This is a genomic window from Actinoplanes sp. URMC 104, from assembly GCF_051386375.1.
Classification (GTDB): domain Bacteria; phylum Actinomycetota; class Actinomycetes; order Mycobacteriales; family Micromonosporaceae; genus Actinoplanes.
The window spans coordinates 695,354-709,231 of record NZ_JBPQTO010000004.1 but is presented as its reverse complement, the minus strand read 5'-3'; the positions used below and the strand labels follow the sequence as shown (position 1 = coordinate 709,231).

Genomic DNA, 13,878 nt, shown 5'->3' with positions numbered 1-13,878 from the left:
GCCCGCGCCGCGCCGTTCGCTTGCCCGGCGCCGTTCACCCGCTCCGCGCCGTTCGCCCGCCCCGCACCACGCCGTTCGCCGCGGCCGCCTCTTTTCCCCCGCGTCCGCGCCGCAACTCTCGGGCGCGCCCGCGCCGCGTTCCTCGCGAGCCCGCATGGCGGCTCTCCCACGCCCCCGCACCGGCTCTTCCGCGCGCCGAACCGGCATTCGCCTCGCGCCACCGCGTCGGCACCCTCCCCTCTCCTCCGGTCCACCCGTCAGCGGGCAGCCGCCGCCCGGGAAGCGCCCTCGTCGGACGGGTCGAGGGGTCGCTCGCCATGCCAGGAGCGCCACAAAGCCGCGTAAGGGCCGTCGGCGGCGACCAGCTCGTCGTGGGAGCCCAGCTCGGTGATGCGGCCGTCCTCGACCACCGCGACGCGGTCGGCGTCGTGGGCCGAGAAGAGCCGGTGCGCGATCGCCACGACCGTACGCCCTCGCAGCACAGCGGCCAGCGAACGTTCCAGGTCGCGCGCCGCCCGCGGGTCGAGCAGCGACGTCGCCTCGTCGAGCACCAGCGTGTGCGGGTCGGCCAGCACCAGCCGGGCCAGCGCCAGCTGCTGCGCCTGAGCAGCCGTCAGCGGATGCCCACCCGACCCGACGACCGTTTCGAGGCCGTCGGGCAGCGCGGACGCCCACTCCAGCGCATGAACCGCCGCCAGCGCCGCCCGCACCTGGTCGTCGCCCGCGCCGGGCCGGACCATCGCGATGTTGTCGCGCACCGTACCGATAAAGACGTGATGCTCCTGCGTCACCAGCGCCACCTCGGTGCGCAGCCGATCGAGGGACAGGTCGTGCAGCGGCACCCCGCCCACGGTGATCGTGCCACCGGTCGGCTCGTGAACCCCGGCGAGCAGCCGCCCGAGCGTCGACTTGCCCGCACCCGACGGGCCGACCACGGCGAGCCGCTCCCCCGGTTCGAGCGTCAGGTCGATGCCGTGCAGCACCTCGCGACCGGCGACGTAGGAGAACCGGACGTCGCGCACCTCGATGCGGGCGCCGTCCGGTCGCGCGTCGGAACCCGCCTGCTCCTCACCCGGTTCTGCCGCCACGCCCAGCAGCCGGGCCAGCGACGCGGCGCCCACCTGCACCTCGTCGAGCCAGCCGAGCATCCGGTCGAGCGGATCGATCAGCAGCTGCACGTAGATCACCGCGGCGGTCAGCTGCCCGAGCGACACCGTGCCGTGCAGATAGAACCATCCGCCGACGAGCAGCGTCGCCACCACCGGCAGCACGTAGCTGACCTCGATGGCCGGGAACCACACCGTACGCAGGAACAGGGTGTATCTCTCGGCGACCCACGACCTGCTCAGGTCGGCGTCGGAGCGCTCGATGCGTTGCGGCCGGCGGCGCAGCGCGTCGACCGTGCGCGCGCCCTCGACCGTCTCGGCCAGCCCGTCGGTCACGGTCGAGTACACCGCGTTCTGACGGAGGTAGCCGTCGGGGGCTCGGCGCAGGTACCACCTCGTGCTGACCACGATGATCGGCACGGCGACCAGCATCGGCAGCGCGAGCAGCGGCCCGGTGAGGACCAGCGCGCCGACCACCAGCACCACGGTGATCAGCGCGATCGCGGTCTCGGGCACCGCGAGCCGCACGCAGCGTGACAGCGCGTCGACGTCCCGCGTCGTCCGCGTCAGCAGGTCACCCGAGCCCGCGCGCTCCACCGTGGACAGCGGCAGCGCGAGCACCCGATCAACGAACTCCTCGCGCAACCGGGCCAGCACCTGCTCGCCGAGCCGCGCGGAGGCCAGGTAGGCGAACCGGACCAGCACCGCCTGCAGCACGACGAACGCCGCGATGGCCGCGGCCAGCCGGTCGACCACGCCGACGCCCTCGCCGTGCCGGATGGCCTCGACCAGATCGCCCAGCAGCCGCGGCCCGACCAGCCCGGCGACGGCGGCCAGCACGTGCAGCCCGACCGTGGTGCCCAGCGCGCGTGGATAGCGGCGGAACAGGTCGCGGGCGTAGCGCCGCACCTGCGCGGAATCGGCAACCGGCAGCAGGTTGTTCACTGCTCCTCCTCGCGCAGGACGGTGCGGGCATAGCTCGGCTCGCTCGCCAGCAGCTCGTGATGGGTGCCCTCGGCCACCACCCGGCCGTGCTCCACGAACAACACCCGATCGGTACGGTCGAGAGCCAGCGGGCTCGACGTGCAGAGCACCGTGGTGCGACCCGCACGGGCGGTGATCAGCCGGTCGGCGATGCGCGCCTCGGTGTGCGCGTCGACGGCGCTGGTCGGCTCGATCAGGATCAGCGTGTCGGGGTCCGCGACCAGGGCCCGCGCCAGCCGCAGACGTTGCTGCTGGCCGCCCGAGAACGTGCGGCCGCGCTCGGCGACCTCGCTGTCGAGCCCGTCGGGCAGCGCCTCGACGATGTCGGTCGCGGCGGCCGTATGCAGCGCCGCGGGCCACCGGCCGCTGCCGGTCGGGTCGAGATCCGCGCGCATCGGACCGGTGAACAGGCGCGCGTCGTTGTCGGCGACCAGGATGCGCTCGCGGACCGTGGACAGCGGGAACGAGCTCAGCGGCAGGCCGCCGATCGTGGCGCCGTCGGCGTAGCGGCCCAGCCGGTCGGCGATCGTGGCGGCCTCGGCGGGCACGGTGGCGACGATCGCGGTGATCTCACCGGGCCGGACGGTGACGCCGGACGCGGGGTCGGCGAGCTCGCCCGCGAACCGCTCGGCCGGCGCCGGCTCCGCGGGGTCGGGCAGGTCGGTCCGCGTCCGCAGCATCGCCACGACGCGGCGGGCCGAGACGTGGCCGCGGGTCAGCTTGTCGATCGCCTCGGTGAGCTGGCGCAACGGCGTGACGAGGAAGGCCGCGTACGCATAGAAGGAGACCAGCTGCCCGACGGTGATGCGGCCGTCGAGCGCGAAGCGGGCGCCCAGCCAGGTGACCAGCACCAGGAAGATGCCCGGCAGCAGCACCTGGGCCGCCTCGAGGAGCGACTCGACCCGGGCCGTACGCACCCCGGCCGCCCGCAGCAGCTGCGACTCGGCCCGGTAGCGCTCGCCCATCACCGCCTCGCCGCCGATGCCGCGCAGCACCCGCAGGCCGCCCACCAGGTCGGCGGCGCGGCCGGTGAGCAGGCCCTGCTGCTCGCGGGAGGCCTGCTGCCGGCGGTGCAGCGGGCGGATCAGCAGGCCCACGACCGCCATCAGCAGCGGCACGCCGAGCACCACCACGAGACCCAGCGGCACCGAGGTGACGAGCAGGATGACGGTCACCGTGACCACGGCGAGCAGCGAGCCGGTGCCGCGCGCGGTGATGTCGATCGCCGAACCGATCTGGCGGATGTCGGACGTGCCGATCGCGACGACCTCGCCGGTGTCGAGGCGGCGGGACAGCGCCGAGCCGAGCCGCCCGGCGTGGCGGACCGTGACCTGGACCGTGGTGAACATGCCGCCCAGGAAGTTGACCACCGCGAACCGGTGCCGGCCGATCCCGAAGGCGGCCTGGCCGGCGCCGGCGGCGAGCAGCACCAGGCTCCAGGTGAGCAGGCCGCCGCGGTCGCCGCCGGTGGCGGCGTCGATCGCCTTGCCGACGATCGCGGGGACGAACGCCTGGCAGAGCATCCAGAGGACGGCGAGCGCGATGGCCGCGTACACGGATCGCCAGGAGCGCCGGACGAGCCACCGCAGATAGGCGGTGGCGGATCGGTTGTCGGGGGTGCCGGGGTCGGGATCGGGGAGCTTCTTCATCGCAGACCCGACGTTACGGGCGGGGTACGACACTTCGCGACGCGTTTACCGTGCCCGCAAGTGTCCGCCACATCACGCCAGGTTCCCTGTGGACAACCCGTTTTCGATCTCCACAACGCCGTATCGTCGCGGGCCGGCCCCCTGGGTGGGCGGGGTGGGCTCAGTGGAGAGAGATCAGCGGTCGACGGGGGTGAAGTCCCACACGTGGGGGGCCCGCGCGACCAGGTCGGCCGGCGGGGCGGGCAGGCTCTCGGGGCTGTGCCGCCACTTCGTGATGACCACGATGCGGTTGTCGGTGGACGAGTAGACGTCGCTCGAGACGTGCTGCGGCAGCACCTCCACGCGCCGCACCGCGACGTCGCACACCCAGGACAGCAGCTCGTCGAAGCCCTTGGGGTGCGCACGTACTTCCCACATCCGCGCGATCATCTCCGCTTCCTACCCCGCAACGCTGACCGCGGTCAATGGCATCGCGGAATCGGCAGGCAGATCGAGACGGCTGGGCGCGACCCCGGCCGCGACCAGGCGCGAGCCGAGCGCCGCCACCATCGCGCCGTTGTCGGTGCACAGCTGGGGGCGGGGCACCCGTACCTCGATGCCGTGCCGGGCGGCGCGCTCCTCGGCCAGCACCCGCAGACGCGAGTTCGCGGCGACGCCACCGCCGATCACCAGGGTCCGCACGCCGTTCGTGCGGCAGGCCTCGATCGCCTTGGCGGTGAGCACGTCGCAGACCGCCTCCTGGAACGAGGCGGACACGTCGGCGATCGGCACCGGCTCGCCGGCGCGCTCGCGGGCCTCGACCCAGCGGGCGACCGCGGTCTTCAGGCCCGAGAACGAGAAGTCGAAGCGGTGCGCGACGAGGTCCTTCGGCGCGGTCAGCCCCCGGGGGAAGGCGATCGACGCGGGGTCGCCGTCCCGGGCCGTACGGTCGATGACCGGTCCGCCGGGGAAGCCGAGCCCCAGCAGCCGGGCCACCTTGTCGAACGCCTCGCCGGCCGCGTCGTCGATCGTCGCGCCCAGCGGCGTGACGCCGTTCGTGAGGTCGTCGACCAGCAGCAACGACGAGTGTCCGCCCGAGACGAGCATCGCGATCGCGGGCTCGGGCAGCGGGCCGTGCTCGAGGGTGTCGACGGCGACGTGGGCGGCCAGGTGGTTGACGCCGTAGATCGGCTTGTCGGCCGCCAGCGCGTACCCCTTGGCCGCGGCGACGCCGACGAGCAGCGCGCCCGCCAGCCCGGGCCCGCTGGTCACCGCGATCGCGTCGATGTCGGCCAGGGTCACCTTCGCCTCGTCGAGCGCGCGCTGCATGGTGGGGACGAGCGCCTCGAGGTGCGCGCGGCTGGCCACCTCGGGCACCACCCCGCCGAACCGAGCGTGCTGGTCCACACTGGACGCGAGCGCGTCGGCGAGCAGCGTGTGCCCGCGCACGATGCCGATGCCGGTCTCGTCGCAGGAGGTCTCGATGCCGAGGACCAGGGGCTCGTCAGCCATTGCGCATCATCACCAGGGCGTCGGTGTTGCTGGGTTGGTAGTAGCCGCGACGGATGCCGACGGGCTCGAAGTCGTACGTCGCGTAGAGGCGCTGGGCGGGGGCGTTGTCGACCGCGACCTCGAGCAGCGTCTGCTTGATCCCGCGGCGGGCGGCCTCGGCCAGCAGCGCCTCGAGCAGAGCCCGGCCGGTTCCGCGGCGCTGCCCGGATCGGCGTACGGCGATGTTCTGCACCCACGCCTCGTCCTGCGTGGCGGCCAGGCCGGCATAGCCGAGCAGGTCGTCACCGTCGAGCGCGACCACGTAGAAGTTGCGCTGCGCCAGCTCGTTCCAGAACATCGCGGGCGACCACTTCTCGTCGCCGAACAGGTCCTCCTCGATCGGCAGCACCTCGGCGATGTGCCACCAGCGGAAACGTTCGATCCGCATCAGGTGAGCACCGGCTTGCGCCCGGAGGGCTCGACCGCGTCGGGGCGGCGCAGGTAGAGCGGGGTGAGCTGCTCGCCGGGCGCGCCGTCGCGGATGCGGCCGGCCGCCAGCGCCACCAGCGCGGCCCCGGGCGGATAGAGCAGGTGCTCCTCGACGGGCACGCCGAACTGGTCGCCGTACTTGAGCGCGCCCTCGCCGGCGGCGCGGTCGACCAGCCCGTGCAGGCCGAGCGGTTGTTCCGCGGACTCGCGCCCGGTGAGGTCGACGCCGTCGTCGCGCGCGGTGGCCTGGCCGATGAGGTCGTCGGCCTCGGCGCGGGCCAGGGCGGCGGCGACCCGGGCGGCGTCCGCGCCGGCCAGCGCGGTGGCGGCCTCGATGGTCTCGGACTCGGCCAGGGCGGCGGCCTCGGTGGCAGCGCTGTTGCGAGCCCGGCTCGTCGCGGCGGCGCCGGCCCGGACGACGGCGGCGGCGACCTCGGCCGGGCGGGCCACCTGCGGACCGGTGACGCGGACGCCGTCGAGGTAGGTGGCGAAGTAGACCTCACGGCGGCGGGCGTCGGTCGCGACCAGCACCCGCCCCGGCCCGGCGGCCCGGCCGAGCGCGTCGAGCGAGCAGACACCGTACGCCGGGATGCCCAGCGCCTGGGCCATGCTCGCGGCGGTGGCCAGGCCGACCCGCAGGCCGGTGAACGGCCCCGGCCCCAGCCCCGCGACGATCGCGCCGAGGTCACCCGGACGGGCGCCCGCCTCGGCCAGCGTGGCCTCGATCTCGGGGGCCAGCCGCTCGCCATGGGCACGCGGGTCGACGGTGCGCCGCTCGGCCACCCCGCGCAGGCCGTCGGCGGTCACTTCGACCAGGGCTGCCGTCGAGGCGGGGGTGGCGGTGTCCAGAGCCAGTACGAGCACGTCCCGACCCTAACGCGCGCGCACCGGGCTCAACTCACGGCGTCGCCGTGCTGAGGTCCCAGTTGACGACCGGGCGTCCGGCGTCGGCCAGCGCCTTGTTCGCCGCGCTGAACGGGCGGGCGCCGCGGAAGCCCTCGCGGTTGAGCGGGCTCGGATGGCCCGCCTCGAGCACCACGTGCGCCGGGTTGGTGACCAGCGCGGCCTTCTTGCGCGCGTAACCACCCCAGAGGAGGAACACCACCCGCTCGTCGCGCGCGTTCAGCGCCCGGATCGTCGCGTCGGTGAACGCCTCCCAGCCCTTGCCGCCGTGCGACGCCGCCGCGCCCGCCCGCACGGTGAGCACCGCGTTGAGCAGCAGCACGCCCTGGCGCGCCCACCCGGTGAGGTCCCCGGTCGCCGGCGGCGCCACTCCGACGTCCTCGGCGAGCTCCTTGAACACGTTGCGCAGCGAAGGCGGGATCCGTACGCCCTCGCGCACGCTGAAGCTGAGCCCGTGCGCCTGGCCGGGCCCGTGGTACGGGTCCTGGCCCAGGATCAGCACGCGGGTCCGCTCCGGCGGGCACAGCCGGTACGCCGCGAACAGGTCCTCGATCGGCGGATAGACCGTCCGGGTCGCGTACTCCGCGGCCACGAACTGCCCCAGCGCGGCCGTCGCCTTCTCGTCGAGAAAGCCGCTGAGCTCGGCCCGCCACTCGTCCGGCAGCAACTGCGCCAGGTCCACCGTCACTCCTCCACCTCGAGGCCCGCCACCCGCGCCGCCCAGTCGCCGCCGTGCGGCACCAGCTCGACGACCCGGGTGTCGTCGTCGAGCCGGTCGATGCGCACCTGAAGGTATTCGTCGTTGAGCTGCTCCACCATCCCGGCGCCCCACTCCACCACGGTGACCGCGTCGTCCGCGGAGGCGTCCAGGTCGAGGTCGTCGATCTCGGCGCGCGGGTCGGCGCTGTCGCCCAGCCGGTACGCGTCCGCGTGCACCAGCGGCACCCGTCCCCGGTGGACCCGCGCGATCACGAACGTCGGCGACGTGATCGCGCCGGACACCTCGAGCCCGGCCCCGATGCCCTGCACCAGCGCGGTCTTGCCCGCCCCGAGCGGTCCGGTCAGCAGCACGAGATCGCCCGCGCGCAGCACCGAGGCGAGCCGGCGCCCGAACTCTCGGGTGTCCTCGACGGTGGGCAGCTTCACGAGATCTTCTCCAGGAACGGCAGCAGCGCGGCGTTGACCTCGTCGGCCTTCTCCAGCATCACCACGTGACCGCTGTTGTCCACCTTGACCAGCCCCGCCTCGGGCAGATGCTTGAGGATCTCCTCCGAGTGGGTGACCGGCGTCAGGTAGTCGCGCGTGCCGACGATCACCAGCACCGGCACGCCGCGCAGCGCCGACAGCGCCGGGAAGCGGTTGTGCGTGTAGAGCGTGTGCAGGTATTTGGTCAGCGTCTCGACCGAGGTCTTGGAGTTCATGTGCTCCACGAACGTGACCAGCGACGGACTCGGCTTCGGCTCGCCGAACCCGTAGCGCCGGGTCAGCAGCCACGCCAGATCGGACGAGACGACCCGCGCCCGGTCGATAGTGGTGCCGCCCAGCTGCGCGGTCTTGCCCCAGAGCGGGAAGAACGGCGCGCTGGCCCGGGCCACGAGCGTCTGCAGCCCCAGCTTGGTCTTGTCGAACAGCCCGGCCGAGGTGGACATCAGCACCACGCCCACCACCCGGCCGCCGAACCACTCCGGGTACTGCTCGGCGAACGCCATGATCGTCATGCCGCCCATCGAGTGGCCGACCAGGATGATGTGCCCGTCGGGCACCGCCGCGTTGAGCACCGCGGCCAGCGACTTGCCGAGCGCCGCGATGTCGTAGTCGCCCGACGCGAGGCGGCTGGACCGGCCGTGTCCGGGCTGGTCGTAGAAGACCAACCGCTGATCGCCCTGCTCGGCGAGCGCCTTGCGCTGGAAGTAGAAGGTGCCCATGTCGAGCGCGAAGCCGTGCACGAAGACGATCGTGGGCTTGGGCTCGTCGACGGCCTGCTTCGGCTCGACGATCTCGACGTGCAGCTGCGTGCCGTCGGCCGCGGTGACGGTCATCTCGCGGTCGTACGGCTGATCGCCGAACGGCTCGTCGACGTACGGATCGCCGGGCGCCTTGACCGAGCGGCGCACCAGCACCCGCTCGACGGCGAACGCGGTTGCCAGGCCCGCCGCGAGCACACCGACGGCCGCGCCCGCGATGCCGACCTGCCTGGTCCGCCGCGACCTCGCGGCCGGGCTCACGCCGCACCCCCGGCGCCGCCGTCGTAGACCCGCGGCACCCGCGTGCTCCCGAACCGGGTGACGATCTCGTAGTTGATCGTGCCGGTCACCGCGGCCCAGTCGTCGGCGGTCGGGCAGCCGTCGTCGCCCGGCCCGAACAGCGTCGCCACGTCGCCGGCCACCACCGGGTCGTCGCCGACGTCGAGGACGATCTGGTCCATGCAGACCCGCCCGGCCACCGTGCGCCGCTTGCCGCCCAGCTGCACCGGCCCCACGTTCGACGCCGCCCGTGGCACCCCGTCGGCATAGCCCAGCGGCACCAGCGCCAGCGTCGTCTCGCGCTCGGTGTGGTACGCGTGGCCGTAGGACACGCCCTGCCCGGCCGGCACCCGCTTGGTCAGTGCGACCCGCGCCCGCGCGGTCATCGCCGGCCGCAGCCCGAACGTCTCGCCCGCGATCGGCGACAGCCCGTAGACCGCGATGCCGGGCCGGACCAGGTCGTAGTGGGAGTCGGGGCGGGTCAGCGTGGCCGCCGAGTTCGCGATGTGGCGGTAGCGCGGCGTGACGCCGAACCGCTCCGCGACCGCCAGCCCGTCGGCGAACGCGGCCAGCTGGTGGTCGATCGTCTCGTGGCCGGGCTCGTCGGCGGCGATGAAGTGGCTCCAGACGCCCACCACCTCGACCTCGCCGTCGGCCTGCGCCTTGGCCGCCGCCTCGAGAAGCGCCGGCCACTCGGCGGGGGTGGCGCCGCCGCGGGCCAGCCCGGTGTCGAGCTTGAGGTGGACTCGGGCCGTCCGCTCCGCGCGCCGGGCCGCGGCCACGAGCTCACCGAGCAGCTTGAGGCTGCCCGCGCTCAGGTCGATGCCGGCGGTGACGCCCTCGTGCAGCGGCATCCCGGGCGAGTGCAGCCAGGCCAGCACCGGCACGTCGAAGCCCGCCCGGCGCAGCGCGAGCCCCTCGTCGAGGGTCGCCACCCCGAGCCAGGTGGCCCCGCCGGCCAGCGCGGCCCGCGCGGAGGGCAGCATCCCGTGCCCGTAACCGTCGCCCTTGACCACGGCCATGACCTCGGCGGTGGTGCCGGCGCGCAGCGACGCGACGTTGTCCCGGATGGCGTCCAGATCGACCCGGACTTCGGCCTGCCACATGATTCCAGCCTACTGACCGGTCAGGTCGCGCACGGTGGCACGCAGGGCGGATGCGATGTCGGGGGCGGTCACCGGGCCGTCCTCGGCGGCCCGCCGCCCGGCCAGGCCATGGGCGTACGCCGCGGCGACCGCGGCGCGCTCGGGCGGCAGCCCGCCGGCCAGCAACGACCCGAGCAGCCCCGCGAGCACGTCGCCGCTGCCCGCCGTGGCCAGCGCCGACGTGCCGGTCGGGTTGGCCCACACCTCGCCGGCGGGGGTCGCCACGATCGTCCGGTCGCCCTTGAGCAGCACCACCGCGTTCATCCACGAGGCCAGCCTCAGCGCGGCGCCCGCGCGGTCGGCGCCGGGCGCCTCGCCCGCCAGGCGCTTGAACTCGCCGTCGTGCGGCGTGACCACCACGGGGGCGTCGCGGCGCAGGTCCTCCGCGTGCTTGCCGTCGATCAGCAGGGTGAGCGCGTCGGCGTCGAGCACCACCGGCAACGAGGTGGCGAGCACGCTGCGCAGCGTCGTGCGGGCCTCGTCGTCGGTGCCCAGACCGGAGCCGCACACCCAGGCCTGCACCCGTCCGGCGTCGGCGACCCTGGGCACGGCCACCACCGAGGGATGGGCGCGCACCACGTCCTCGTAGGCGCTGCCCGCGTAGCGCACCATGCCGGTCGGGCCGGCGAGCGCGCCGCTCACGCCGAGCAGCGCGGCGCCGGGATAGGTGGCCGAGCCGGTGGCGATGCCCACCACGCCGCGGGTGTATTTGTCGTCGGCCGGGCCGGGATGGGGCCACCAGCCCGCGACGTCGCCGGAGCCAGGCACGGACACCGCCGGGTCGGCGCGCAGCACGGGCCCGAGCCCGATGTCGACCAGCTCGGTCTGGCCGCAGCGCACCGCGGCCGCCCCCAGCACGTGGGCCGGCTTGAGGCAGCCGAAGGTGACAGTGACGTCGGCGGTCACCGCCGCACCGGGCACGTCCCCGGTGTCGACGGCCACGCCGCTCGGCACGTCGACGGCCACGACCGTGGCCCGCGCGCCCGAACGCCCCCGAAGCTCGCCCAGCCGATCGACCACGGCCGCCGCGGGTGGCCGCAGCCCGCCGCTCGCCCCGATGCCCACGATGCCGTCGAGCACCAGGTCGGCACGCTCGGGCAGGTCGCGCACCGTGAAGCCGCCGGCCGCGCGCAACGCCCGCAGACCGGCCAGGTGCACCCGCTCGGGGCTCATCAGCAGCGCGCGCACCTGAGCCCCGCGCCGGGCCAGGGCGGCGCCGGCATAGAGCGTGTCGCCGCCGTTGTCGCCGCTGCCGACCAGCAGCACGACCCGCGCGCCGTAGACGCCGCCCGCGTCCTCGAGCAGCAGCGCGCACCGCCGCGCCAGCCCGGCCGCCGCGCGCTGCATGAGGGTGCCCTCGGGCAGCGTCGCCATCAGCGTCTTCTCCGCCGCGCGCACATCCGCGACCCGCCAAGCCTGCCGCATCGGTCCTCCAGCCTTCGCCTGTTGCCGACGGTTGTACACCCCGGCTCCGACACTTTGCCCCGGCGCTGGTCAGGACTCCGCGACCACCATCGCCGAGGCGATCCCGCCGTCGTGGGAGAGCGACAGGTGCCACCGCTTGATCCCGCGCTCCGCGGCGACCGCGGCGACCGTGCCGGAGACGGTCAGCCAGGGACGGCCGTCGGGGTCGGCGACGATCTCGCAGTCGTGCCACAGCATGCCGGCGGGCGCGCCGAGCGCCTTGGCCACCGCTTCCTTGGCCGCGAACCGGGCGGCCAGCGACTCGGCGGAGCGCGGGTTGCCCGACGTGGTGACCCGCTCGTCCTCGGTGAAGAGCCGGGTCGCCAGCAGCGGCGTGCGGTCGAGGGCACGGGCGAAGCGCTCCACGAGCACCACGTCGATGCCGACAGCCACGATCACGGCCCCACCCTATCGGTCGCCGCCGGGCGGTACGCGGCCCTGTGGACAACGGCCGGCGGCCGTCCACAGCCCCTCCCGCGGCGGGTCCGCGACCCCTAACGTCGGCGCATCCCACCGCTGCGGCCAGGAGGTTGCCGATGAACCCCGATCTCGAAGTCGACGTCGACGCGCTGCGGCGCGCGGCCTGTGATGTGACGGCCACCGGCGACCGGGTGACCGCCGCGACCGGCGCGGAGCCGCAGGCTCCGGCCGTCCCGCGCTGGACGGCGACCGACGCGGCCGCCCTGGCCGCCGAGGCCGCCCGGGGCCAGCTCGCGATGATCGGCGCAGACCTCGACGAGACCGCACGCCGCATCACGGCGGCCTCGGCCGACTACGAGCTGGCCGACGCCCGCGCCGTCACCCGTCTGCGGCTGACCCGATGACGGCCGCACCGATGGGGGCAGCGTCGATGACCGTCGCACCGAGAGGCGGCGTCCGATGAGCGCGGCGCCGATGAGTCCCGGAGCGATGTCGTCGGTCCGCGATCGCCTGCGGGTAACCGACCCGGCGCGGTGGCACGCGCTCGCCCTTGCCTGGCGCCGCTGGGCCGAGATCGCCGGCCGCCTGGCCGCCGAGATCGGCCCGCGGCTGGCCGCCCTCCGAGCGGCCTGGCACGGATCTGCCGCGACGGCCGCCGCCAAGCGGCTGGAGGCGCTGCGCCGACGCCTGGTCCTGTTCCGGCTGCGGTGCTGGCTCGCCGACCAGGCGGCCGACGAGTTCGCCGCCGCCCTGACCCGGGCGCGGGCGCTGCTGGCCCGGGCCTTGACCGCGGCGCCGGCGAACCGCGACGCAAGCACTGCGGAGCCCGCCGGTCAGGGCGAACTCGCGGCGGCGGTGGCGCTGGCGGCCCGGGCCGACGCCGAGGCCACCGACCGGCTGCACCAGCTCGCCGGGGCGATGCCCACCACGGTCGAACCGGCACGCAGCGACCGTCCCGGCTGCGCCGCCTCGCCGGCCGAGGTACGGCGCTGGTGGTCCGGGCTGCCGGTGGCGCAGCGGCACTGGCTGCTCGCGACGGAGCCGGCCTCGCTGGCCGGCCTCGACGGGTTGCCGGCCGCCGACCGCGACGCCGCCAACCGCCTGCTGCTCGACGACCGGCGCGCCGAGGTCGACCGGGCGATCACCGCCGCCACCGGCCGCGAGCGCGATCGGCTCCGCGAGGTGCGCGACGGCCTCGCCGCGCTGAGCGACCGGCTGGCCGGCGAGTCCGGCCCGCGGGCCTACCTGCTGCGGCTCGACACGGCCGGGGAGGGGCGCGCCGTGGTGGCGCTCGGCGACCCCGACCGGGCCGGCAGCGTGCTCACCCACGTGCCCGGCATGACGGCGGACCTGGTCTCGCTCGGCGGCGAGCTGGCCCGCGCCGAGCGGGTCGCCGTCCGCGCCGCCGAGCTGGGCCCGCAAACCGCGACCAGCGCGATCCTCTGGCTGGACTACGACGCGCCCGACTTCGTCGGCGAGGCGGCGAGCGCACGCCGGGCCGACGCCGCGACGCCGGCGCTGCGGCACTTCCAGGAGGGGCTGCGGGCCGGGCACGAGGGTCCGCCCGCGCGGCAGGTGGTGCTCGGCCACAGCTACGGGTCGCTGGTGGTCGGCCGGGCGGCGGCCGGGGCTGGCCTCGCGGCCGACGGGGTGGTCTTCGTGGGCTCGCCGGGCGTGGGCGTCGACTCCGCGCACGATCTGCGGGTGCCGCCCGGAGAGGTGTGGGCGTCCACCGCGAGCCACGACGTCATCCAGTACGCCGCCGTCGCGCCGGCCGGCCTCGCCCGTGATCTCGCGCTGGCCGCGAGCGTGCCGGTGGCCGGGCCGTGGCTGGCGTTCGGGCGCCCGGAGCGCGACCTGTGGTTCGGCCACAACCCGGGCGACCCCGCGTTCGGCGCACGGGTCTTCGAGAGCGCGCCCGGCGGCGGGCACGTCGGCTACTGGGACAGCGGGTCATCCTCGCTCGACCGGCTGGCCGCCATCACGCTGGGAACAGCGCGATGAC

The 13,878-nt window shown here is 75.0% G+C and carries 14 protein-coding genes; 2 read left to right on the top strand and 12 right to left on the bottom strand.

What is annotated here, in order from left to right:
* Window positions 1-257: 257 nt before the first annotated feature.
* The 12 genes from ACSNN8_RS17190 to ACSNN8_RS17135 form a co-directional block, all read right to left on the bottom strand.
* Window positions 258-2,051 carry an ABC transporter ATP-binding protein gene (locus ACSNN8_RS17190; protein WP_436650199.1) on the bottom strand — a complete coding sequence of 598 codons (1,794 nt, stop codon included), beginning with the start codon at window positions 2,049-2,051 and terminating at the stop codon, window positions 258-260.
* Entirely contained in the window at window positions 2,048-3,739 is a 1,692-nt protein-coding gene (locus ACSNN8_RS17185) for an ABC transporter ATP-binding protein (RefSeq protein ID WP_436650198.1), read from the bottom strand. Before ACSNN8_RS17185 ends, ACSNN8_RS17190 begins: the two co-directional genes overlap by 4 nt.
* Before the next feature lie 174 nt (window positions 3,740-3,913).
* Window positions 3,914-4,168: a hypothetical protein gene (locus tag ACSNN8_RS17180; RefSeq protein WP_436650197.1), complete on the bottom strand. Its 255-nt coding sequence runs from the start codon at window positions 4,166-4,168 to the stop codon at window positions 3,914-3,916.
* A gap of 9 nt (window positions 4,169-4,177) precedes the next feature.
* Complete coding sequence (gene tsaD, locus ACSNN8_RS17175; protein ID WP_436650195.1) at window positions 4,178-5,230, bottom strand: tRNA (adenosine(37)-N6)-threonylcarbamoyltransferase complex transferase subunit TsaD; 1,053 nt, start codon at window positions 5,228-5,230, stop codon at window positions 4,178-4,180.
* On the bottom strand, window positions 5,223-5,657 hold the full coding sequence (gene rimI, locus ACSNN8_RS17170) for a ribosomal protein S18-alanine N-acetyltransferase (protein ID WP_436650194.1): 435 nt from the start codon (window positions 5,655-5,657) through the stop codon (window positions 5,223-5,225). The genes tsaD and rimI overlap by 8 nt, the downstream gene beginning before the upstream one ends.
* Window positions 5,657-6,562, bottom strand: coding sequence for a tRNA (adenosine(37)-N6)-threonylcarbamoyltransferase complex dimerization subunit type 1 TsaB (tsaB, locus tag ACSNN8_RS17165; protein WP_436650193.1), 906 nt, complete (start codon window positions 6,560-6,562; stop codon window positions 5,657-5,659). Before tsaB ends, rimI begins: the two co-directional genes overlap by 1 nt.
* 34 nt (window positions 6,563-6,596) lie before the next feature.
* Window positions 6,597-7,283, bottom strand: coding sequence for a uracil-DNA glycosylase (gene ung, locus ACSNN8_RS17160; protein WP_436650744.1), 687 nt, complete (start codon window positions 7,281-7,283; stop codon window positions 6,597-6,599).
* Window positions 7,284-7,285: 2 nt separating this feature from the next.
* Window positions 7,286-7,747, bottom strand: a complete 462-nt coding sequence (gene tsaE / locus ACSNN8_RS17155; protein WP_436650192.1) for a tRNA (adenosine(37)-N6)-threonylcarbamoyltransferase complex ATPase subunit type 1 TsaE — start codon at window positions 7,745-7,747, stop codon at window positions 7,286-7,288.
* A complete protein-coding gene (locus ACSNN8_RS17150) occupies window positions 7,744-8,826 on the bottom strand; it encodes an alpha/beta fold hydrolase (RefSeq protein WP_436650191.1) in 1,083 nt (360 codons plus the stop codon). Before ACSNN8_RS17150 ends, tsaE begins: the two co-directional genes overlap by 4 nt.
* The gene (alr, locus tag ACSNN8_RS17145) at window positions 8,823-9,950 is read right to left on the bottom strand and encodes an alanine racemase (RefSeq protein WP_436650190.1); all 1,128 of its coding nucleotides are present in this window, start codon (window positions 9,948-9,950) and stop codon (window positions 8,823-8,825) included. Before alr ends, ACSNN8_RS17150 begins: the two co-directional genes overlap by 4 nt.
* A 9-nt stretch (window positions 9,951-9,959) precedes the next feature.
* The gene (locus tag ACSNN8_RS17140) at window positions 9,960-11,414 is read right to left on the bottom strand and encodes an NAD(P)H-hydrate dehydratase (protein WP_436650189.1); all 1,455 of its coding nucleotides are present in this window, start codon (window positions 11,412-11,414) and stop codon (window positions 9,960-9,962) included.
* Window positions 11,415-11,483: 69 nt separating this feature from the next.
* Complete coding sequence (locus tag ACSNN8_RS17135; protein ID WP_436650188.1) at window positions 11,484-11,852, bottom strand: holo-ACP synthase; 369 nt, start codon at window positions 11,850-11,852, stop codon at window positions 11,484-11,486.
* A 137-nt stretch (window positions 11,853-11,989) separates the two neighbouring features.
* On the opposite strand from ACSNN8_RS17135, the gene ACSNN8_RS17130 reads away from it, so the two are divergent.
* Both ACSNN8_RS17130 and ACSNN8_RS17125 read left to right on the top strand, forming a co-directional pair.
* Window positions 11,990-12,277, top strand: coding sequence for a hypothetical protein (locus tag ACSNN8_RS17130; protein ID WP_436650187.1), 288 nt, complete (start codon window positions 11,990-11,992; stop codon window positions 12,275-12,277).
* 70 nt (window positions 12,278-12,347) lie between these two features.
* Entirely contained in the window at window positions 12,348-13,877 is a 1,530-nt protein-coding gene (locus ACSNN8_RS17125) for an alpha/beta hydrolase (protein ID WP_436650186.1), read from the top strand.
* Window position 13,878: the final 1 nt, after the last annotated feature.

What these genes read in the sequence shown, in the direction of transcription:
- ACSNN8_RS17185 (WP_436650198.1), bottom strand. Translation starts at nt 3,739, where the DNA reads ATGAAGAAGCTCCCCGATCCCGACCCCGGCACCCCCGACAACCGATCC.
- ACSNN8_RS17180 (WP_436650197.1), bottom strand. Translation starts at nt 4,168, where the DNA reads ATGATCGCGCGGATGTGGGAAGTACGTGCGCACCCCAAGGGCTTCGAC.
- tsaD (WP_436650195.1), bottom strand. Translation starts at nt 5,230, where the DNA reads ATGGCTGACGAGCCCCTGGTCCTCGGCATCGAGACCTCCTGCGACGAG.
- rimI (WP_436650194.1), bottom strand. Translation starts at nt 5,657, where the DNA reads ATGCGGATCGAACGTTTCCGCTGGTGGCACATCGCCGAGGTGCTGCCG.
- alr (WP_436650190.1), bottom strand. Translation starts at nt 9,950, where the DNA reads ATGTGGCAGGCCGAAGTCCGGGTCGATCTGGACGCCATCCGGGACAAC.
- ACSNN8_RS17140 (WP_436650189.1), bottom strand. Translation starts at nt 11,414, where the DNA reads ATGCGGCAGGCTTGGCGGGTCGCGGATGTGCGCGCGGCGGAGAAGACG.
- ACSNN8_RS17130 (WP_436650187.1), top strand. Translation starts at nt 11,990, where the DNA reads ATGAACCCCGATCTCGAAGTCGACGTCGACGCGCTGCGGCGCGCGGCC.
- ACSNN8_RS17125 (WP_436650186.1), top strand. Translation starts at nt 12,348, where the DNA reads ATGAGTCCCGGAGCGATGTCGTCGGTCCGCGATCGCCTGCGGGTAACC.